Raw genomic sequence first — 20,632 nt, 5'->3', positions numbered from 1 at the left:
TTAAATTGGGTTACTTAAACTAGCAATAGCCTGTTCTAAAAACTTTATCTTTTCATAAATCGTAACGTTTGCGCCAATCCTAATATCGTTATTCGCCCAGTCAATCACTCCGTTTGCGATGTAAGCGTCCAACTGTTCTTTGGTTGGTTCGTTGCCTGCGCCGAAGGTTGAGGTTAAGTCTATAACGATAGGTTCTTTTATTTTTATAACGTCGCCTATTTGATAAGTTCCACTGTCGCTTGTTCTATGTCTTAATAGAATAGGACCCGATCCTTCGGTAGTAGGTGTTATAACTACCGAATAGTTAGTCATAATATTAGCTATAATGCTTAATTTCGACTGTTCTCCGTATCCTCTAAAAGAAATGGAAGTGACAGAATTATATTTGAACAAACCATTTAGACTAAAGTAGTATTTATGATTAGGGTTCCAATAAGTTTCGGATTCCATTCTAAAACTTGGGTAAGAATCTAAATTATTTATAGCGATTGTGTATTCTTGCCCGCTTTTTTCGACAGTTCCAATCGTGTTTCCTGTTATGTTTTTAATTAAATTTTTAACCGTCATCGACTGCTTGAAATCTTTCCCATTCTTGCTGACCATATCTTCGGGCGCAGGTGTCCAGTCGGTTGCGATTGAACCTTTTTCAATTTTGAAATTTCTAAAAGCAACATAAGTAGCGAATTTAGAACCAAACGCATGAGTATATGCTTGTAACCCTATGCCTATATCTTCGCTCAATGTGAATGTATAAGATACTTTTTTCCATTCTATTGAAAATTGAGAACGACCAATGTATTTTATTGTCGATGCCGAGCCATTTTTTATAGTAGATAAACGTATTGATGATGTTTCAGGATTATTCTCTCCTATTTTTGCTTCAAAAGATAAGGTATAAACGCCTTTTGTAAAAAAAGGGCAGTCTTTATAACTATAAGCTATTGGTTTAGTGCCTTTATAATCATTAATTTCGTACGTATCTCCTGTACTAGCAATAGGTTTGTTTAAATATGAATTTTTTAGTAAATTCCTCCCACCAATTTGTTCATTTTTAGATAGATAGTTTCCCAACGGCTGATACTTACTTTCCGCTTGTACAACAGTTGTATAATTTCCTTTAGGTTGATATTTAAAATCAGATTGTTCTTCTGTTAGATATGGCGATAAGTCAGTCGGTTCTCCTCTCAATTCCAAGATTTGTTCTTCGGTCAAGTCTTTGTATTCTAAAGGATCGCCTTTATCACCTTTTGGTCCTCTAGCTTGAAACCCTGTATCTTCCCCGCCGATTATCCATGTACCATCTGAATCGATTCTAGGTGTTACTCTAGGCTTGACTAAGTTTGCAACTTCGTCAGCCGATGCCTTTTCTACTTTAGGCACGATGCGATCGATTAGTTCATCTACCCCAACCATACTGATAATGTTCAAGTCGCTTCCTTTCGAAGATGGTGTGATCCGCCAAAAGTAACGATGTTCAGACGGAAAGATGTATTTATTATTAACGATAAACTCCATGTAATATTCGTTAGGCAACAAATCGATTGAAATTGATAAGCTTACCAATCCATCCGATCCGACTGTTGTATTAGCAATTGTCAATTTCTCTTTAAAGTTAGTAGTCATTAAAACAACTTCAACTGGCTTACCCACAATATTTAATTCGTCACTGTCATAGTCGACTAACTTAAATTTTAATAAAGTCTTGTCGCCTTGTTTAAGGACTGTTCCCGAGTTAAGGTCTTGGACGGATAGAATTCCGTGTCCATGCATATTATCCCTCCGTTTCTTCTTCTAGTTGCTTTTTCATTTCTGAAATTTCAATATCTTTTTCCTTAATTTGTTTGATTAACTGATTAATAATACTGTTTTTTGTTTCAAGTGTTTTGGCTAGAAATAGTGCCATTTCTTCAGTAGATGTCATAATTTCCTCCTTTAAGCTTCTAAATATCGCCATTCAGTAGACTTGCCTTGAGAGTCAAAATCAGTTGAAATAGCAACTTTTCCGCTAGCTGAATTAATTAATCCTTGTAAATTTAAAACTGTTTGTAACAAACTGTTCACATCATATCCGTTAATTTTTACGCTTCTACCATACATACTGATGTCTCCAGTATCTGCAGCTATTTCAATTGAGTTATTAATTGCAGTAGTGCTATTGTTATTTCTATAACCTAAAACTAAATCATTCCCACTATCTGCAACAACACCAACTCCACCTTCATATGTCTGAAACCACCCGGCACGTTTTCCTCTTCGTAAAACTTGCATTCCAAAGTTGTGAAATATTGTTGTTGAGTATCCATTGTTATCTACAATTGAAATATTATCTCCTGTTATTTTTAGTTTTGAGTAAACCCCATTAAATACGTTTTCTACCCAAGTAGCTGAATAACCAGTCATTCTGTTCACATCTAGTTGATCTACAATTGCATTAGCAAAAACAGCACTGTTCGCCCGAATGCTTTCAGTGGTTAAATTTTTAGTAAAAATATTATTAGCGAATGCGTCGTCCATTAGCGTTGTTCCGTCTAACCTTATTAAGTCACCTTTTATAGAAACTCCGCCATCAGTAGCGTTTAATGCTGTTATTATTTGGTCACCTGAATCTCTTAGAATGGTTGACCATGAATCAGCCATTTGAGTTGTAACTGATGAACCTATCTGATTAGCAATCTCGGTTTTAAAAAGATTACTTGCCAATATCTGATTCGCTAACCCATCTGGGTTGCTTATTAAATGTTGCATACCATTAACTGTATGGGATAAATGATTTAAGTTAGTAACATTACCATTGGTTACCGTTGAAATAGTTTGATTAATCGAATCAACGGTCGCTTGAATGACTGCATTTTTAAATTCATCGCCCCCAGTCATTTGACTAAAGTCAATCTCAATGCCGTCAATTAAATTATTTACTTCTGTCCTTACTTCACCGTCCAATCTTTTCGCTTCATTTATAGCTTCGTTATACTTTTGCAAAGCTATTTCTTCGGCTTTCTGATTAGCTTTTCCAAGCGTTTCAAAACCAGCATCTGCAATAACTTGATTAGCCCGTTGTTCTGCGTCTTGTATCTCTTGCAATAGTTCTTTCGTTTTCGATTCAATCAATTGAAACTGAGATTTAAAACGCTCTTTATTGATTGTCTTTTCTACCCAATCTAATTTACCGTCAACTATTTCATACTGCCAAACAGTTCCATTCGATTTAAACCATAAATCACCTTCATCAGGATTTTGTGGTTCATCATCTGAATAGTAATTAGTGTTCTTTCCGTTTGCAGACTTTAAAGCGGTGATTGCGGTCTTGTTAATTTCATCAAATTTAAAGGCTAAATTGTTACCCGTATTAATTTGATTTCTAATTAAACCGTTTTGGTATGCTCCAAGCGTGACTTGCTTATATCTCTTATTCAATAGATCATATTCAACTGACACAACTCTTGCTTTGATATATATATCAAACTCTTCTTCGTAAACTTCTAAGGTGTCACCTAAGTTCACAGATTCTAAAGATCGATAATCCTTATACTCTTCTGTCTTATTTAAAGTGACAAAGTTCACCTTGTAAGTCGCTTTAGGTTTGTCTATACCGCTATCAAAAGCTTTTTTGCAAGCTTGACGCATTTCTGAATAGACTCGTTGCTTTTCTAGATCAGAAAGCTTTTCAAAATCACCCTCGAACTCACTCTTAACCTCTATCACTTTTATAGTTGGATGTGGGTAGTTATTAATCAAAGGGCTATCTACGTATTTTCCAGGTAATAAAATTCCGTTAGGTCCTTTTGGTAATATCCTAGTCGCTACGCTGTCAATATCGATTTCTCTTTCAAAACCTGTGAGATTTTTGCTCGACCTGATGGAATCTTTTAAATCCTTTCCAATCCGTTTTTTCATAGATAGAGTGAACCTTAAGCGCTGTAATTCTCCGCCCATTCGATTGATAAATGTATTTTCATCCGTTCCGATAATTGCTTCCATTGGGTTTTTTTGAACAATTCGAATATTTGCTTGTTTATTAATATCACTAAAAAGTTTAAATCGATGTGGGAATTGAGTATTCATCGATATATGATCCATTGCTGTTTGACCCGTTAAACCAACGATATTTATTTCTTCAATAAAGTTATCAATTAAATCGTATGTGATATGTTCCGCATATATCTCGTAATTAGTGAGTGTAATTTTTATTTTACGAACACGGTAATAATCTTCTTCATCATTCATGTCGATTATTTTTAAGATATCCAATTCATTAGGAAGCTTTTTTTTATCAACACCTTCTGATCGATGTGGAATCACAACTTTTACATACTGTTCCCCATTCAATGCGGAAAAGTAAGTAGCCTCTTTCGCCCAATTATCTAATATAGGACGTCCGACGCCTGCCAGTTCGTCATTAGTAATGGCTGATTTATTAAATACAGAAATCATAAGTATCGCTCCTTAAACTCCACTTCAATTGAAGAAACATTACCTTTGGTTGAAATTGTGTTCCAACCCATAGGCAACTCTGGAAAGTGTTTTGTATGTATTTTTTCAGTAGATGTATTAGGCGTTAAGGGATTGTAGTAATCTAGCTTTTCGCAATCAATTATGATTTGATCCCGCATACCTTCAATCGTCATCGAGATATCATTTACAGTTAAAACTATATTCCCAGTTCCCTTTATGTGTATGATTGGTAAAGCTTTATAAGTTCCGCGATTATCCACTTTAATGGAGTTAGTTCCCTTACTAATGTTTCGGTGTTTATAATACTCGAAAGGGTCTAAAATCATATCGATATTAAATTCACCCTTTTGATAGAATTCATTTTCGATATTGCCTATTTTCGCAGACTTAACACGGTGATAAAATTCCGGATCATCACCAAAGATCATATTAAAAGAGCGTTTATTTAAAAACGCCCCTTTAAACTCTCTTAATTTAGGTTTTAAATTTTCTTCTAGAATGTTTACTTTTAGAGTGATTGGTCTATTCTTTAGTGAACCAAATTCAGTTAATCCTCCGTCTAACAAATCAATATTATCATGGTGAACAACTTCTCTTTCAGCAGTTGGTATAAGCGGTCTCTCTACAAGACATAGATTATGGTGACTTAAAACAATTTCATCAAAATATACATCTAGCATTTTAAACCAACCCCAATCCTCTATTAATTCGTACTTCTTTTTTGCCTAACTCTACATCGATGATGTCGACCATTTTATAAACATCGTAATCGCTAGAAACATCTGCATATACATTAACAGTGTTTCCTTCATATTCTTGATTAGTAATATTCGTTGCTTTAACAATACCCGCACCAATTTCACCTAATATTTTAGAAGTTAATGGAAGGATCGCTTCTGGGCCTGCTTCCCCACCTACGTGGAAGTTATTTCCATCAAATCCGAATGGGGATGCTCCAGTCATCAAACCACCATCTTTATACCAACTGATACCAAATGATGGAATTCTTGGCGGATTTAAACTAAATCTTCCACTAACTGAGAAGTGAGGTAATTTCAATCGAGGCAACGACCAACTAAAATTAAAGAAGCTCTTGATACGATTGATACCATTTCTAACCGCATCTCTAGCTCCGTTGATTTTATCGGTGATTGTATCTTTTATTATTGAAAATATAGAAGCCACTTTATCTTTAGCTGAAATAAAACCATTAATCATAAAGTCTTTAGATGCCTCAACTCCCTGTGATACTCCTGATTTAATACGTTCCCACGCTTGAGATACCGTTTGTTTTACGGTCTCCCATGCGCCACGCCAATCGCCATTAATCAATTGCATTGTCGCTTTTACAATGCCTAGAATAAAATCTAGCGCTCCCTGGATAATGCCTTGAATAATTGGCCATATAGTTTGAGTGACTCCTTGAATTAAGCCCCAAACTAAGGCAACTTTATTAAAAACTTGATCCATTATTAAGAAGATAAACGTTTTTATCCAGCCCCATACTGTATTAATCGTTTGTTTTATTAGTTCGTTGTTTTCATTCCACCAACTCGTCAATGTACCCCAAATGCTCATTACGAAATCACTAATTGATTGAATGATAGGTTCCATGAACTCTTTGATTGCATTCCATGTGTTTATAACGTTTTCTCTAAATTGATCATTAGTTTCCCATAGGTGTTTTAAAACAAGTCCAAGGCCTACTATGACGCCGATAACTAGTGCGATAGGTGCAATAATAGTTGTAATAACTGAACCAAACACAGAGAAAGCTGCAATCAAAACGGCTATGATAGGCGCTAACATCCCTAACACCGTTACTATTATTCCGATAATTACAATGAATTCTTTAGTGGGTTCAGATAACTCGGAAAACCAATCCGCGACTTTTTGCAACAATCCCGCTAATGATTTTAAGATTGGTGCCAGTACCTTGCCAATTTCTTCTCCGATATCACTCATCACCAATTTAAGAGCGTTTTGTGCCATTTCAAATTCTTTAATTGGATCAAGAGTATCTTCATAAGTATCTGTTACTTTCCCCGCTGCTTCTTCTGATGCTTTAGATAATTCTTCCATGCTAAAGGTTCCACGTTTTATAGCATCAACCATACGTACAGCACCTTTTGTACCAAATACTTCTTGAGCAATGTTTAGCGCTTCAGTTTCATCGCTAGTATTCATAATTGCATCTATTGTACCTTTTAGACCTTCTTGTAAAGTCTTTCCATCTTTCGCATAAATAACAGATGCTTTACTTAAACTACTTAATGCTTGACTGGAATCTACTCCGGCTTGTTCGAATTGACCCATCAGAGCCACACCTTCGCCAAATTCAAGACCCAAGGCCTTAATTTGTGGTGCACCTTCAATTGTTTTTTGCATGAGATCATCAACTGATTGACCAGTTCCTTGTGCCACCATTGTAGTGGAATCTAATACGTCGCCTAACCAGTCAGCAGATAACCCGTAAGCTTCTAGTGCTTGTTTGGCCATAATGGATGTATCAGTAACATGTGATCCATTGATTTCTGAATAACGAATAATATCTTTGGAAGTTTCCTTCAAAGCGTCTCCAGTTAAACCAAATTGCGTGTTTACTTCTCCCACTGCGTTACCAATCGTTTCAAAGTCAGCGGGTATTTCAGTAGCAATCTGTTTTGCTTGTTGTTTCATTTCCTCTAAAGGCTTGCCTGTTGCGCCTGTCTTAGTAGTGATGATATCCATTCCAGCATCTACTTCTCTAAACGCTTCTAAAGCCTGCTGACCCATTTCAATAAGCTTCTCACTAATGTTCTGCAATTGATCGCCAAACTCCATCAGTAAATCAGCTTTCATTGTTGTATTCAGCTTATCCATGCCATCTTGAGCATCACCAGATGCGCTCTTTATATCACGCATTTCGTTCTCAACTTGATTAAATGCTGTCTTGGATTCATTTAATGCCGTTTCAAGTTGCATGACTTCTCTTGAGTTTTCACCATATTCTTTTTTGGCTAATTCAAGTTGTTTTTCTAAATTTTGAACTTGTTTACCAACCAGTTCAGATTGCTGGGCTAAGCCTTTTTCAGCCATCTCTAATTTTTCTGCATCGGTCGCTGTTTCAGACATAGACGATTGTTGAAGCTTTAATTCACTGTTTAACTTCTTGCTCTCATCAGCTAATTGAACTTGTTCGTTTTGCAAGTCTGCAATTGCTTGTTTGTTATGTTCGCTTTCTTGTGCTGATTCACTCATAGCACTTTTGGACTTATCAAGCGCTTGCGTGGTTTCGGTAATAGAATTCTTTAACCGTTCCTCGTTACGTTGAGCGTCTAATAACTTATTGCCCCAAGACTGTGCTTCTTTTGAATTCTCGCCCATAATCTGTTTTGCCTGTTCGAATGCTTGAGCGGTTAGTTCGGTTTTTTGTTTAGCTAAATCATATTCTTGCGATAACTTACATAAACTTGCTTCAAGTTTATCTGTCTCAGAACCAGTTAATCGCATTTCTTCTTTTTGAAGTCTGAACTCTTTATTCAATGTGGTTAGACCTGAATTGATGTCTTTGATACCGCTATTAAATTCCGAGTTCAGGACTTTATAGCGAACTTTTACTTCTTTTTCAGCCATTTATTGCCTCCTTTCATAATTATTCACTATGTTTATATGCTTCTAAAATTACTTTGTTGTATGCCAATTCTTCCAATTCAACAAAAGGGATAGTTAAAACGGTTTCCAAATTTATATCAAATAAAAAAGCGTAATAACTGATCAATTCTATGATGGTTATTACGCTATAATCGATGCGGGGAGTTCTTTTGTTGGAACCGTCCTTTACTTTTTTGTTGCTTTAGTTATTGCATCTTTAAACTGTGATTTTTGTCCTGCTTTTCCGCCCATAATCATATTTACGAAGATCATAGCTAACACATCCATATCAAGTGGGCATTCATCTTCAAATTCTTTGAATGACATTTTGCCACCAGCATTTTTGTAAGACATAAATGCCACACCTAATAAATCTTCAATTTTTAAATTCTGAGCAGCAACATTATTTGTTAGCATCTTGTTGATAAAATCTTTCGGAATAATTTCATCCTCTTGATATTTCTTAACCATTCCTAAAGATACTTTCGTTTTAACTGGAACGATCTCACCGTTGCTTAACTCAATTTCTTTAATTTCTCTTATATTCATGACGCCATTCCTCCTTGACATTAAACTGATTGTGCTTTGACTAAATCTTCGCTAAATTGTGCGTTCCAAGCATTAACAATTGCTTGATCAGATGTACTTTCCACGATCATTTCATAGTAGCAATAACCGTTTTTATCCATTAAAGCAGAGAAATCGATTTCTACTTCCGCAATTTCATCCTCACCATTTGTAAAGACACGTTTTAGTCCACCGGTCCAGGACATATTAGGCAATGCAATTAATTTACGATTTTCTCGTGCAATATCATAAACATCCCATGTTGCTGACCCTGATCCACCGTAAGAATTGCGTCCGTATCCTTTAACTCCTTCTTTTAATCCGTCTCCAGATAAACCGAATACAACTTCTGCCATGGCTAGAGTTAAATGTCCGGTAAATGTTCCTGTTAGCTTTTCGATAATAGTTACTTCTTTAACAACTTTACCTTCGCATCGTTTAATGATTGGTCTTGTTTCTGGTTCGATTGAAACTGATCCAGTACAACCGATAGGCATAGCCGCTAGTAAAAGACCTTCTGAAGCTTTACGAAACATTCCGTTTGTGATTTCAAAATGGTCAAATTGTTCTGTTCCTAACATATTTAATATTCCTCCTGTTTTATAATTCTGCAGCTTTAAGCAGCACATCTGTTAATTGTATTGTTATTGATCCTTCTACTTGTTTCAAACCTAATTGGAAGAAAATTTGTTCTTTTAAGTTTTTTGATCCAACCCCGTCATTCGGGAAAACTAAGTAATTAAATTTTTTCTTAGGCATTATTTCAAAGCCTAAATTTTCCATCTTCTGTTTTAAAGAAGAACTATCTTTTGCGTGACGCTTACTAACTCGACTAACTGGCATTAAACCAATAATCGCTCGCATAGCTTCTGGAGCGCCTTTAGACTCTAGAAAATTATTGGTCACTTTTTCAGCTTTATTTGGTACTTTTTGAAATGCTTCTAATAGCTCTTCGTTATCTTCAAATTCAATACTGAATTTAACCATTACCGACACAACCTAAAAATTTGAGTGAAATTCAATGTGATGACTAATGCTGTTTGATCCGTCTCCTTGAACTTTGCTTCTTCACGTGATGAGTCTACAAAGGTAAGGCCATATCTAATTAATTCGTCAATAAGTGTTATTTCATCAATATCATCATGCGTTTTAGAAATGTACAAGACTGTAAAATTCATCCTATATTGGTTGGCTCCTTCAGCACGGAAGATGTTCCCCTTATCGTTATAAATGAAGAAAGAATCAAAGTTATTGATTTCGTCTTTATTCAAATCAATCGCAAAGACAGGATGTTCTCTATCTTCCATAGCTTTTATAATGCGGTCTAATTTAATTTGACTCGATACGGTCATTTGCATCTAATTCACCCACTTTCTTTAAAAATAGATAAATATATTTTCGATCTCTGTCGGGGTCCATTGTTAGAATTTCGTACATAGTTTGCTCGATTTCTACCTTATGCGAAGTGTGAATATCTTTTGTGAAATAAACTTTTACTTTCATTAATACTTCTGATATATGACCAACATGATATTCATCAAACCGTTGATTGATAGAAACGTAATTAAAAAAGAGGTTACCCGTTCGGATAAACCTCTCTCCAGTTACTTTTCGATGAGCGTCACGTTCTGTTTTGATCTCTCCAAAGAATAGCCTACCGTCTTTAAGCAATTCTTCCATTTTATTTACCACTTCGATTCACTCCATTCTCTATTTGAAGCTTTAAGAGATCGTGACGATAATCATATTCAAATGTGCTTGGCAAAGCGCTAATTGCATACCTTACATGAGCTTTTAACAGTTTCATAGCTAATGAACCGTACTTATACTCAGACAGCCCACAGATTGAATTTATGACAGTTTTAGTTTCTTCTATCAATTCTAGGATTTCATCATCCATATAAGAAAAGGTAATCTTTAAGTGTCGCTTTACAATGGGTAAGATTTCTTCATTCGACATAATTAAAAGACCCCCTTATACAAGAAGGTCTATTAATTCAGCTTTAGTCATTTTCACATCATGTGAAATATCTTTATCCTCAAGTAAAGCAATCAGATCCTTTTTTGCCTTGGATTCTAACTCCTTTTTACTTAACGTTTTGATAAAACCTAATTTAATCAGTTTTTCAATGCGTTCTTCTGTCGGCTTTAATCCATTTCGAGGGTATTGATCACTTTTATTATTTAAGTATTCATTATCCTCTGCGTCGTGAAAATTTTTGATTACTTTATACATATAATTCACTCCTATACTGAAGGGGCTGCTTCTATTTTCTGCGGGCTAATTGAGTCTTGCTTTACAATTTCAGCTTTTGGATCTGCTGCAACTGGGGTAATGCCTTGAATACCTGCTAAGTTTAGCACCACAAAAGCATTAGCATTTTTAGCGACACCATTTGTAAACATCTTTCCGATATAAAGGTCCATATCTTCAATAGCAAGTGTTTCTTCGTACTTACGAATATCTAACTGTCCTGCAACTGCTAATAAATAGTTTTTAGGTACACCATATACTGCTTTATCAACTGGCACGGCATAAGAAGGAATAATTGTTTCACCATAAGGCAATCCAACTTGTTTCCATGAACCGTCAATCTCGTTCTTAAAGAATAGAGCAGGATCAATTTTTGTTGCAATTGTTTCCGGGTTTGCGATTAAAGCGACTTGTCCATTTAAAGTTTTCTCTTTAGCTAATAAAGCTCGCGCTCCGCCTAATGAATTAGGTGTGAATTCAGTAATGGATACCGGTGTTTTCTCTGGATAGACTCCATCTATTGATCCAGATAACTTACGCATCATACCGATTGGTTTTAATTTACCGTCACCGTTTATTACTCCAGCTTCTAATGTAGCAGTCATAACTTCACGTAAGCTTGTAGTCACGAAGTTAGCTAACCAAGATGGACCTAATTGGAAGTAACCTTTTGGCAAGGCAATGAAACCATGTAGCTTAACTACCGTCATTTCTAAATTCTTGAATGTGCGTAATAGAATTTGCTTAATATCTGCAGGGATTTCTGACCAGTAGGCGGTTACTTCAGTTGGGTCTGCATAGATATATTTAATAACCGCTTCTGTATATCGCGTATCAATTGCAGATAAAAGCGGATGTTCTTTAGTGATATCGGAGAGGACATTTTCGATAATTGTTGTTGGGAAAGCAGCTTCTAGACCATCTAATTTTTGTTTCTCTACCGCTTCATTAAAGAATTTCATTTCTTTAGAAGTGATTGGCATGCGAACGCCACGTGCTACTAAAATTTGATCGTCCTGAATTGCTGAATATAATTCACTTGTTTTATTCTGTGCCATTTTTTTAGCTTGTTCAGCCATATTATCAAACAAAGCACTAAATGCTTCCTTCGTTTCTTCTTCTTTGCCTTCTGCCATTGCTTCATAAGCATTTTTCTTTAATGCTTCAAAATCGATTGTTTTTTCTTCAAAATTTTTCATTAATTAATTCCTCCTAAAAAGTTTTTAAGTAAATTTTTTTGTGGTTTTGGTTCTTCTTGTTTCTTTTCTTTCAACTGATCCTCTAACTTCTCTTGCACTTTTGCAGCTACTTCAGCAATTATTTCGTTAGACACCAAAGTAATGCCATCTAATCCGATTAATCCACCATTTGCTTTTGTACCTTTTTCATCTTCAGTATCTACAACTTTTTCTGGTTCTGGTTCAATTTCATCTTCAATGTCTACGTTGCCAACTTCATCAGCAAATCCATTTTCAACAGCTTCTTGAGCGGTCAACCAAGTTTCAGCAGTTAAAAAATCACTGATTGTCTTTTCATCAAGACCTGTTTTAGTCTGATAAATAGAAATCAATGATTTGTCGATAGTTTCTAAAGCATTAAGTGTTTTTTGAATATCTTGCTTATTGCCCCATGCCATCGTGGAAGCTTCATGCACCATCATGCTTGACCCTTGATCCATAATGACCTTATCAGCACCCATAGCGATAATTGATGCAGCACTTGCAGCCAATGCAGTAACTTCAATGGTAACGTGATTATCCAAAGACTTTAATAAGTTACATATTGAAATACCTTCAAAAACATCTCCACCCGGGGAATTCAACCGAATGTTAATATCGCCATCAACTCCAGATAACGCATTTTCGATTAATTTCTCATTTATAGTGTCTGTTTCATCTTCCCACGGATATGGTTTGCCGACCACTCCAGATAGTGTTAAAACAGTCTTATTATTGACTACTTCATTTTTAAATTGGAAAGGTATGTTTTTTAACTTCTTATTCATTCGCGTCCTCCTTTCTTAGTTGATGGAAAAGTTTAATGTCATATTCAGGACAAAATAAAAAGACCGTCATTTGACCGTCTGAAAAATTTATATTTGGTTAAGCTCTTTGCTAGTCAAGATACACTTGGATCACTACTCCTTATCTTCACTTTTCTCCAGTTGTTCATAGTTCTTAGTTACTTTTATTTCATCCATCTTAGCTTGTTCAATTCGCTCCCATTCTAATGCCTCACGCATTTCATTAGGTGTCGCGATACTTGCTGCTATTAATTTATCTGCTGCAGCAGCAAACGATACTACATTGTAAGTTTGGATAGTTCCTGTAACTAATTTAATTTTAGAACCTTTTATTAAACCTTCTTTCTTATAAAGTTTGCGGTTTAATTCAGTCTCTATTTCTTTTGCAAGTGGTCGAATAGTAAATGTCACAAAGTTTTCTGTCATAGCTTCCACATCAGCTACATCCCCTTTGAGCAGTCCGCGTGGAATGCCAAAAGCATCTGCAGTAAAATTGATGATTGAATCAAACAAATTATAAATTTCTGCTTGCTGTTTTTCATCCCCTTTTCCTTCGAAAAGCGTTTCGATTTCTAACCCTTCTTCTAAGGGCGTTAAAGTATCGCCACCTTTAAATAAATTCTTAAATCGATGTTGCATCAATTCATCCACTGGATCGACTTCTTCAATTTCTCCATCTTCGTTTTCAACTTCAGTCGGCTGTTGATTAAACATTGATCCAATATTAAGAACTAGCTTTAACGAACGATCTCTTATATATGCTTCTGATGCCACGGATAAGAATCGGCCATACTCGCGGTATAGACCGTCTACAATCGCCTTTACTTCTTTGTTTGGTAATTGGAACCTAAGCACATCAGATTCTCTATAAGACTCGTTTAAAACGATACCGCCGTATAAATGGATATTCTTGTAAATATTTCCAATAAAGCTACCTTCTACAACCTCGTAACTTTCTGCCACCACAAAATCGCCTTCTAAATTTTGAATGACTAAAGCCCCGCGTTCGTCATATACCATCTCATGCACTAACTGATATAAGAAATCGTGCATGTTCATATTCTTATTCGGTTCAAAGTTAAACTTCCACCAGTAATGATCTTCAATCTTCTCGTACTCTTTGTAGGTTTCAAATTTACAAAGACTTAATGCACTAGCTAATTTATTGACACACAATTGAATAGCATACCTATGGAAGTGAACGCTATTCGAAGTTGTTTGAATAAGTGTTTCTAGTTGTTTCCTTGATAAGCTGGTTCTAACTTGTGGATTACTATGCGATCCACTCCACCCAAAAATGTCAAATATTCCCATGTTTCACCACCTTTCTAATATGTATAGGTTTTGAGACTTTTTCTAATTTTCACAACTAGAACATTAAGCTTATCTCTATGCTGCAAAGCGTGAAGTAAAGCCATAAATCCATCTGTTTTTCTTAACTTCGGTTCGATCTTTTCATAAGTCATATTCCCTTTACCATCTCGATGTTTATAAGTGTTCCATGTATACCAATTCATCATAAAATCTTTGCCCCACTTGATACGATTAAAAGCGAATATCTCATTGACGAACGGCTCTAATTCTGTGTGGGTTCTTGATCCGCTTCGAGATAATGTTAGTTTATTAAATCCATTCTTTTCGAATTCGTCAGACAAATAACTGATACGATACATATCAGTGCAAATATCTTTGATGCGATACTTCTTAGATTGTTTAATAAACCAACCTGCTACATGGCTAGGCGATATAATATCATCATTTATGATTGTTATTCTTCCTTCTTTCACACCCACATCAATTGGCACCTTATAATTACGTCCTTGTAGAGATCGATGGCAGATAAATGTGTGTGACTTCCAATAATAGATGTCATCAACTTTAAACAGCAAGCCCACAACAACAAAGTCCGTTGTATCTGCATAATCAATACCTCCAATACAATTCATTCCATCTAAATTAATAACTTCATCGTTAGCTTCTAAGAGATTCTCCCACGTGGTTACCGACTCGTGACTATCATTCATAGGAATGTTCATTCTTGTAGTCATAAATTCAATTTTAGATGAACCACGGTCTTCAAGTTTTTCGTATTCATCAACCATCTCTTGCCTAAGAGTAGGGAAGTATCTAAGCGATGGATTGGCTTTCTCCCATTTAGTTTTGTCGTGAACTTCCTCCGCATCATCTAATTTGCAAATAAATGGAAATGTCTTTCGATTTGGCCGATCTCCGTTTAAAATTAAAACCGATTCATCTTTCAACATATCTAGGAAACCGCCACGATTGTATCCATCAGTCGTAAAATAAAAACGCCTAGGGTTATCTTTCTTCCCTAGACCTGATATGAACACTTTGACTGATTTTTCATCATCGTATGAGTGTATTTCATCAAAGATGACAGCCCCTTGTCGTCCACCATATTTTGTTTTGTGATTATTAGTCCGATACATAACGCGGCTTCTTGTTTTTTTAAAAATGTATTGTTCTTTGGTGAAATAGAAGTGCTTCCTGAATTTTTTTTCTTGATTATTTTGCTTATCATCGTCGAGTATTTCCCAAAATTCATTAAAAGATTCTTTTGCTTGGTCTTCGGAAGTGGCGACAATATCAATATGATATTTCTTCACTGGTTCAGTAGTTGCTAAAGCCATTTCTAGCCTTGACATAAAACCTGTCTTACCGCCACCCCTCCCCATCATGACTAAGAATTCATTAAACATAATCATATCGTTTTGATCATACACGCCAAACACGAATGCTGTTACAAACTCTTGCCACGGCATCAATTCGCCTTCAAAATACTGGTTCATTCTACGAATAGCTTTATCAATCAAATCACTTTTTATAACTGCATCCTTTAATTTTTCTCGAAGGTATTTCATTAACAGCTTTTGTTCTTTACACGATTCGATTTCACCGGACTCGACCATGTTCATGTATTTATCTATTGCAGGATGATAACTAGAATTCATCTCCATCTTCATCACCGCCTAGCATTCGCAATGTTTCTGACGTGATGCCAAGTTGTTTTAGGATGTTCATCATTTGACTGTTCACCTTATTGTATTCTCCAACAGATTCGTTCTTTTTAACTCCTTTAGAAGTTTCAGAGTTCTGCCATTCAACCGCAACACCGCGTTCCTTAATGTCATTCCAAAGCATTTCTTTAATTTCATAAAGCCTACAATAGTCGTCCACAAGATTATAGAAATGCTCACCGTAAATACCCGCATCTTCAAGAAATAGAGTTAAATCTTCTCGGATTTTATTAACTGTTTTCTTTTTCGCCATTTAATACCCCCTCTCACGCGCGCGCGAATATTTTTCCGGAGTCTTCCCCCCTCCCCGTTGTCTGGTTCCCCGAATTGATTTCATTTGAAATCGACCCGGGGGTCTACCATCTCTCCTCGTTTGTGAATCTCTTTTTATTTAACAATAATTTCTCTGGATGTTCTTTGTTGTGACATATATTGCATAAGCTCAGTAAGTTCTCTAAAGATAATGCAAGCATCGGATTGTCTCTCACATGGACTACGTGGTGGACCATCTCTGCCGGCGTATGCTTGCCTTCTGCCTTGCACACTTGACACTCATTGTTGTCTATCTTCATTCGCATAGCTCTAACCTTGCGCCACTGTGTGGAGTGATAGAACCTTATGAGATTGTCCTCTGCAATCCATCTGTTTAGTTTAGCTAGGAACTGTTTGTTCATGTGCATTTATCCTTTGGTCTTATGCATAATAAAAAGACACCTGATGGGGTGTCTTTGGTATGGTTAGAATCCAGTGAATCTTCCATTATTTGGAACAATTTTTGCATTTGTCACTTCAGAAAAATTTATTAGAATTTGTTGTCCGCTTTCATCTTCGCAAATCTCAACAACTTTTCTGTCAATTTTTCGCTTTACTTGAATAAGAACATCTTTATCATTCATCTCATTTTCAATATTAAGTCTTATATTTAAGAAATGGTTATGTTCATATTCTAATCTTATTAATTGACTCATCAGCATATTATCACCTCCTCATTATTTAATAAATAAAATATATCAAAAACCACCCTCGTCGTATAGGGTGGTTAAGAAAGGAGGTGATCTGGTTGTTCGAATATGCGGACTAATCACAATCCGCTATGCAATCGGCAAGGTATCGAACCTTGCTAATATCCAATCGATTGCTAAGCCATTTATCTTTAAATATTTTATAACTCAACACATAGACTTTTATTTTATATACTGACCATAATAGCCACCAGTCTGTTAGTTTTCCAATCGCTCATAGGCGAACTGCATCAACTGGAATTAAAATAGAAAAGGAATGAAGTGTGGTCTTTCTTTCAACTTTCCACAATACAAATATAACACGTATTTACCCATCTAAAGTGCAACGATAGTGCAATCATTTAATGAATCCCAGTTCATCAGCAAGCCTACTGAAAAAGTTATTCCTTAAATTAATACATTGTCTTCTGCTGAAGTTGACGTCCTGCGCTATCCCTTCCCACGTTTTCACTCGCGGTTTAGTGAAGTAGTACATTTTAATAATCTCTTTAACACCCCTTCCAGAATGATCTAAGCATTTTTCAATCGCCTGTTTTTGAAATTTAATACGGTTAAGTTGTTTATCCTTTACAAGAGACAGAGCTTTACTTTCAGTTGTGTTGCTAATTTTTGGCGACCTACTACCTCCAATATTTTCATCTTGAAATTCATTGTAAGGATAAAGTATCTCATTTTTTCTTTCTCTTAAAAGTCTTTCATAATCTGGATACTCACTCAGCGTACATTCGATTTGTACAAAAGTTGATTTTCTCACTCAATCACCCCTAAATCAGATTCATTCTCGATGTTACTTCTTCGACCGCCAGCACTTCGTCATACTTCAAATTTGCTTCTCGCATAGATTCTTCATTATTTTTTGCGTCAAAGTAGTCATAAGTTTTGCTTTCTTTCACTCAAGCTCGTCCTTTCGATATATTGCAGTCATTGTCGCTATTACTAAAATTATTAGGATGATTAGGTGCATTCAGTTATCCTCCCTTTTTCCTCATTCAAAGTAACTTTTCTATCTTTCATTATTTATATTCTAAAATGGAAGATCATCTTCATTAATTTCAGTCTTTTCCATGCTCATATGAGTGAAATCTTGTATCTGTGAGCTGTGTTGTTGCTGTGTTGGTTGATTATATTGTTCATTAGTTGAAAAGCTTCCTTGTGTCTTGGTTTGTTGATTTGGAGTATATTGTTGTTGGTTATTGCTTTTGTTGTTATTTGCTACTGGTCGTTGCTCTGTGACTTCTTTAGATTCTAACAAGTGGAAATTCCTCACATTAATTTCAGTGACATAAACTTTATTTCCTTGATCATCATCATAGTTTCTTGTTTGAATGGATCCTTCTATACCTATTTGGGATCCTTTACGTGTGAAGTTAGCTAGGTTCTCAGCTGCTTTTCTCCAAATGACACATCTTATAAAATCAGCTTCTCTTTCACCATCTGCATTAGTGAAACTTCTATTTACCGCTAGAGTAAAGCTTCCAACTGGTGTGCCTGATTGAGTATGTTTGAGGTCTAATTCTTTAGTTAGACGCCCTATTAATTGGACTGTGTTAATAATAATCCCTCCTAAAAATATTCATGAATGAATTTACCAGTTTTGTAATCGTATTTTGCCAATGTTAAGGGCACTTGATACTTATTGATAAATAGCTTGGCTTTAAGTTTGAACTCTTTAGTCTGCATTCCCTTTACATCTACCACTTCGCTCTTACCATTGGTGTATGCAATTAAGAAATCAGGAACATATTTAATAGCTCTTACTGTCTTTCCTGTACTAGGATGTTCAAATTTGTCTTGAAGTATATATTCCACTTGTTGACTGAAGTTCTTAACGACTCCAGCCTTCTTTAAAAATTTCAAGTGGTTGTAATACATAGCCTCTGCTTTACTATCAAAAGTAATTCCATCAATAACTACTTTCTTTGCTCTGTATTTATGCTTCTTCTTTGGATAGAATGTCAATTAATATTGCCTCCTATTCTTTCTTAAGTAAGTTATTTAACTTCTTCTTTATCTCTTGTTGTTTTTCTTCACTAACAACTTCTGATTTCACTTCTTGTTTATTCGTCATAAAAGATGGAACTGGTTCAATTTTCTTTTGCTGATTATAGTTCTGTTTAGCTTTTTTGTTTTCATGCTCTACTCTTAGAGCTTTAACATCTTCCACTGTCTTAACATTCCGATTAAGCCAGTTCTTTAATACTCCATTGATGTACTTCATGTTTTTAATATTCATTTCGACTGCTACTTTAATAGCTTCCATAACTACATCAGGACTTATAATCTCTGACCAGTCTCGTAAGGAATCAACAACAAAAGAACTTGCTTGACCGATGTTTTCTTGATAGAAATTAACGACAATTTGAAGATTGTTATTATTTATATCTATATTCTTATTCTTATCTTCTCTTATCTTATTCTTATCTTCTTCTGGTCTGTGAGGCACCGTTAGCCTCACGTGAGTATTATTGATTAGCTTGCTATATACTTCTTTCAACGCCTCAGATGATTTTGGAAATTCATCAGAGAAAGGATCATACCCAAGTTCCTTAATTTTTTTTCGATAATATCTGACTCTCTGTCTTTCTGCATCTCCAGCTTTAACTCTTTCCATACCTTCAATATTTTGATGTTTCTCCCAATTCACAATGTCTATCATTCCGTCATCATTAATTTCAATCATAGAAAACTGCTCTAAGGTTTTGAGAGCGGCCCTCATGATATTAATTGGATGACCTAAAATAGTTGCTAACATTTCATCAGAATATGCTAGATTTTGTCCCATATAGATCATCCCACCGTCATTTATCTTGCCAGCAAGGCAAAGCATTTGAATCCATATCATGCTGATAGAGTCACCTTCTGGCATAGTGCGAATGAGTTTTATCTTTTCGTCATCAAACATATTGACGGATAACTTAATCCACTTTATATCTGCCATTTAATCACTCCCCGATATATAAACTGGTACTCCTGTCACTTCCATTATTTTTTCCTTGAACAAATTAGCATCAGAATTTGAATCAGATAAATGTAATAAATAAACTTCTTCAAGTTGACTAAAATCATTAGCTTTTAAAAATTGAATAACGTTATTTAATTCAAAATGACTAGTAAGTAATCTTGTATATCTTTTTCTATCAATCAGACCAAGCTCAAAATTATGCTGTAAACCAGGCAAGTGATAGTTACACTCGATCATTAAGTGAGTCACATTATTAAACTTATATCGTACATAATAAGTATCAGTAGCGAATAAGATACGTTTATTTCCTGGTGTATCAATTAAAAAGCCAATTGGCTCTAATGCATCATGTTCTATATCAAAAGGTAATATGCGCCACTTATTGATATTGAAAGCTTGCTTACTTTTTACTTGCATAAAGCGGAAACTATCGGGCTTATCTTGTATTCCTTCATAAGTTCCTTTTGTGCAATAAAGATTACTAGCGCATCTTTTAATAATTTGTTTTGTATATTTAGCGTGATCACTGTGTTCGTGCGAGATAAGTAATCCATCAATTTCAGAAATATCATGCTTAATATTTTTAAGATTAATTCCAGCTTCTAGCATAAGCAACTGCCCCTTATCTTCGATAAAGTAACAATTGCCAGCACTACTTGATCCGTAACTAGTAATTTTCAT

At 35.4% G+C, this 20,632-nt stretch carries 24 protein-coding genes and 1 pseudogene; all 25 read right to left on the bottom strand.

Features of this window, described 5'->3' with window-relative positions; genetic code table 11:
• Positions 1-1,770, bottom strand: a complete 1,770-nt coding sequence (locus HF969_RS00405; RefSeq protein WP_090288791.1) for a hypothetical protein — start codon at positions 1,768-1,770, stop codon at positions 1-3.
• A gap of 1 nt (position 1,771) precedes the next feature.
• Positions 1,772-1,921 carry a hypothetical protein gene (locus HF969_RS00400; RefSeq protein WP_168427119.1) on the bottom strand — a complete coding sequence of 50 codons (150 nt, stop codon included), beginning with the start codon at positions 1,919-1,921 and terminating at the stop codon, positions 1,772-1,774.
• Positions 1,922-1,932: 11 nt separating this feature from the next.
• Positions 1,933-4,431 (bottom strand): phage tail spike protein, encoded by a 2,499-nt coding sequence (locus HF969_RS00395; protein ID WP_090288790.1) that lies wholly within the window; start codon positions 4,429-4,431, stop codon positions 1,933-1,935.
• Positions 4,428-5,132, bottom strand: coding sequence for a phage tail domain-containing protein (locus HF969_RS00390; protein ID WP_090288789.1), 705 nt, complete (start codon positions 5,130-5,132; stop codon positions 4,428-4,430). Before HF969_RS00390 ends, HF969_RS00395 begins: the two co-directional genes overlap by 4 nt.
• A 991-nt stretch (positions 5,133-6,123) precedes the next feature.
• Positions 6,124-8,067 (bottom strand): annotated as a pseudogene (locus tag HF969_RS00385) (phage tail tape measure protein); the annotation flags it as partial.
• Between the two features lie 204 nt (positions 8,068-8,271).
• Entirely contained in the window at positions 8,272-8,634 is a 363-nt protein-coding gene (locus tag HF969_RS00380) for a hypothetical protein (protein WP_090288787.1), read from the bottom strand.
• Positions 8,635-8,654: 20 nt separating this feature from the next.
• Positions 8,655-9,233 (bottom strand): hypothetical protein, encoded by a 579-nt coding sequence (locus HF969_RS00375; protein ID WP_090288786.1) that lies wholly within the window; start codon positions 9,231-9,233, stop codon positions 8,655-8,657.
• A gap of 19 nt (positions 9,234-9,252) precedes the next feature.
• Entirely contained in the window at positions 9,253-9,639 is a 387-nt protein-coding gene (locus tag HF969_RS00370; protein ID WP_090288785.1) for a hypothetical protein, read from the bottom strand.
• Positions 9,639-10,010: a hypothetical protein gene (locus tag HF969_RS00365; protein ID WP_090288784.1), complete on the bottom strand. Its 372-nt coding sequence runs from the start codon at positions 10,008-10,010 to the stop codon at positions 9,639-9,641. The genes HF969_RS00370 and HF969_RS00365 overlap by 1 nt, the downstream gene beginning before the upstream one ends.
• Complete coding sequence (locus tag HF969_RS00360; RefSeq protein ID WP_090288783.1) at positions 9,982-10,344, bottom strand: hypothetical protein; 363 nt, start codon at positions 10,342-10,344, stop codon at positions 9,982-9,984. The genes HF969_RS00365 and HF969_RS00360 overlap by 29 nt, the downstream gene beginning before the upstream one ends.
• The gene (locus HF969_RS00355) at positions 10,334-10,612 is read right to left on the bottom strand and encodes a hypothetical protein (RefSeq protein ID WP_090288782.1); all 279 of its coding nucleotides are present in this window, start codon (positions 10,610-10,612) and stop codon (positions 10,334-10,336) included. The genes HF969_RS00360 and HF969_RS00355 overlap by 11 nt, the downstream gene beginning before the upstream one ends.
• Before the next feature lie 15 nt (positions 10,613-10,627).
• Entirely contained in the window at positions 10,628-10,888 is a 261-nt protein-coding gene (locus tag HF969_RS00350; protein WP_090288781.1) for a hypothetical protein, read from the bottom strand.
• Positions 10,889-10,899: 11 nt separating this feature from the next.
• Entirely contained in the window at positions 10,900-12,105 is a 1,206-nt protein-coding gene (locus HF969_RS00345; protein ID WP_090288780.1) for a phage major capsid protein, read from the bottom strand.
• Positions 12,105-12,911, bottom strand: a complete 807-nt coding sequence (locus tag HF969_RS00340; protein ID WP_090288779.1) for a head maturation protease, ClpP-related — start codon at positions 12,909-12,911, stop codon at positions 12,105-12,107. Before HF969_RS00340 ends, HF969_RS00345 begins: the two co-directional genes overlap by 1 nt.
• A 132-nt stretch (positions 12,912-13,043) precedes the next feature.
• Positions 13,044-14,243, bottom strand: a complete 1,200-nt coding sequence (locus tag HF969_RS00335; RefSeq protein WP_090288778.1) for a phage portal protein — start codon at positions 14,241-14,243, stop codon at positions 13,044-13,046.
• Positions 14,244-14,257: 14 nt separating this feature from the next.
• Complete coding sequence (locus HF969_RS00330) at positions 14,258-15,907, bottom strand: terminase TerL endonuclease subunit (protein ID WP_168427118.1); 1,650 nt, start codon at positions 15,905-15,907, stop codon at positions 14,258-14,260.
• Positions 15,891-16,220: a P27 family phage terminase small subunit gene (locus tag HF969_RS00325; RefSeq protein WP_090288776.1), complete on the bottom strand. Its 330-nt coding sequence runs from the start codon at positions 16,218-16,220 to the stop codon at positions 15,891-15,893. The genes HF969_RS00330 and HF969_RS00325 overlap by 17 nt, the downstream gene beginning before the upstream one ends.
• Before the next feature lie 103 nt (positions 16,221-16,323).
• The gene (locus HF969_RS09795) at positions 16,324-16,539 is read right to left on the bottom strand and encodes an HNH endonuclease signature motif containing protein (protein WP_281241367.1); all 216 of its coding nucleotides are present in this window, start codon (positions 16,537-16,539) and stop codon (positions 16,324-16,326) included.
• Between the two features lie 165 nt (positions 16,540-16,704).
• Positions 16,705-16,941: a hypothetical protein gene (locus tag HF969_RS00315; protein ID WP_090288774.1), complete on the bottom strand. Its 237-nt coding sequence runs from the start codon at positions 16,939-16,941 to the stop codon at positions 16,705-16,707.
• A 385-nt stretch (positions 16,942-17,326) separates the two neighbouring features.
• Entirely contained in the window at positions 17,327-17,743 is a 417-nt protein-coding gene (locus tag HF969_RS00310) for a DUF722 domain-containing protein (protein ID WP_090288773.1), read from the bottom strand.
• A 10-nt stretch (positions 17,744-17,753) separates the two neighbouring features.
• On the bottom strand, positions 17,754-17,882 hold the full coding sequence (locus HF969_RS10015) for a hypothetical protein (protein WP_281241357.1): 129 nt from the start codon (positions 17,880-17,882) through the stop codon (positions 17,754-17,756).
• 131 nt (positions 17,883-18,013) lie between these two features.
• Positions 18,014-18,544, bottom strand: coding sequence for a single-stranded DNA-binding protein (gene ssb / locus HF969_RS00305; RefSeq protein WP_090288772.1), 531 nt, complete (start codon positions 18,542-18,544; stop codon positions 18,014-18,016).
• An 8-nt stretch (positions 18,545-18,552) separates the two neighbouring features.
• A complete protein-coding gene (locus HF969_RS00300) occupies positions 18,553-18,948 on the bottom strand; it encodes a DUF1064 domain-containing protein (protein WP_090288771.1) in 396 nt (131 codons plus the stop codon).
• Between the two features lie 13 nt (positions 18,949-18,961).
• Complete coding sequence (locus HF969_RS00295) at positions 18,962-19,927, bottom strand: phage replisome organizer N-terminal domain-containing protein (protein ID WP_090288770.1); 966 nt, start codon at positions 19,925-19,927, stop codon at positions 18,962-18,964.
• Positions 19,928-20,632 carry an MBL fold metallo-hydrolase gene (locus tag HF969_RS00290; protein ID WP_090288769.1) on the bottom strand — a complete coding sequence of 235 codons (705 nt, stop codon included), beginning with the start codon at positions 20,630-20,632 and terminating at the stop codon, positions 19,928-19,930.

This window comes from Facklamia miroungae (assembly GCF_012396555.1).
In the GTDB taxonomy this organism is placed as follows: domain Bacteria; phylum Bacillota; class Bacilli; order Lactobacillales; family Aerococcaceae; genus Facklamia; species Facklamia miroungae.
This window is presented reverse-complemented; position numbering and strand designations above follow the sequence as displayed.